Raw genomic sequence first — 1417 nt, forward strand, 5'->3', positions numbered from 1 at the left:
TCATTATTTTCTATTTTGCACCAGGTATTGTTCCTCCTTGTAAGTAAAGCCGACGAAAACGATCGACAAGGCACAAGCGACAAGTAACAGCACGAACGTCCCGTCCCATCCGAATGAACTTTCCGCCACGTATCCCATCACCACGTTCGCCAGGATAGCCGTCCCGAAGAAGTACCCGAAGAACCCGGTCAACCCGGCCGATGTCCCGGCCGCGTTCTTGGGAGCCAGGTCAAGCGCCTGCACCCCGATAAGCATCACCGGGCCGTAGATGAAGAAACCGATGGCGATCAAGGATAGCGTGACAATCATGTAGTTATCCGAGAACTGCCAGTAAAGGAAGATAAACAAGGCCACCAGGGCCATGAATATGATCGTCGTGATGGCGCGGCGTCCCTTGAACACCACGTCACTCAACCACCCGCAAACAAGCGTGCCCGGGATGGCGGCGAACTCGTAGGCGAAATAAGCCCAGCCGGCCTCTTTAATATCGTACCCTTGCGCCTCCTTCAAGTAGGTCGGGGCCCAGTCCAGGCAACCGTAACGAACCATGTAAACGAAGGCGTTAGCGATGGCGATAAACCACAACATCTTGTTATTCAGCACGTACTTGAAGAAAATCTCTCTCGTGGTGAGGACCTCTTCCTGTTTCTCGCTGTAATTCTTGGGGTAATCGTTCCGCCATTTCTCTATCGTCGGTAACCCGCAGGACTGCGGGGTGTCTCGAATCAACACGTACGCCAGCAAGGCCACGAACAGGGCCACCGCCGCCGGGAAAATATAGGTACCAATGATAAAGTACTTTGAACTGTCCACCCCGTAGAACCACGACCCGAACCACATGGCCCCGTACACGGCCATCGGGCCCACGAGAGCGCCACCCACGTTATGGGCGCAATTCCAGATAGACATTTTCGTACCGCGCTCCTTCACGGAGAACCAGTGAGTCATCACGCGGCCGCAGGGAGGCCATCCCATCCCGTTAAACCACCCGACCAGGAAGTTCAACACCGCCATGATCACGATGGAAGTCGTGCTTGCCCCGAACAGCTCGATCGGCACGGCCATGAACATCATGGACAGGGCCGCCAGTACCAACCCCAGGGGAAGGAACACCCGCGCGTTGCTACGATCCGAGACGCTCCCCATCAAGAACTTCGACAGGGCGTAGGCCACCGCGTTCAACGACAACACGATACTCAGCGATCCCTTGTCGAACCCGTAAGGTCCGGCGGGGTCTGTTAGAAACGGCATCGCCATCGAGAAGTTCTTCCGCACGATGTAATAGCCGGCGTAACCGATGAAGATGCCGACGAAAACCTGCCAACGCAGGCTCTTGTAAGTCGAGTCGATCTTACCTTCCGGTAATAAATCCTTGTGAGGTGCTGGTTTTAAAAAATTCCACATGTTATTAGATTTT

Annotated in this window: 1 protein-coding gene; it reads right to left on the reverse strand. The window is 54.6% G+C overall.

Going from position 1 to position 1417, the window contains the following annotated elements; genetic code table 11:
* Window positions 1-3: 3 nt before the first annotated feature.
* Entirely contained in the window at window positions 4-1404 is a 1401-nt protein-coding gene (gene pgtP, locus I2I33_RS20220) for a phosphoglycerate transporter protein PgtP (RefSeq protein ID WP_117722336.1), read from the reverse strand.
* Between the last annotated feature and the right edge of the window lie 13 nt (window positions 1405-1417).

Origin of the sequence: Butyricimonas sp. BSD2780061689_150309_C8 (assembly GCF_015560935.1) — a bacterium.
Taxonomy (GTDB): domain Bacteria; phylum Bacteroidota; class Bacteroidia; order Bacteroidales; family Marinifilaceae; genus Butyricimonas; species Butyricimonas paravirosa.

Bases quoted from the DNA above. Each gene is read 5' to 3' on its own strand.
- pgtP (WP_117722336.1), bottom strand. From the start codon at position 1,404: ATGTGGAATTTTTTAAAACCAGCACCTCACAAGGATTTATTACCGGAA.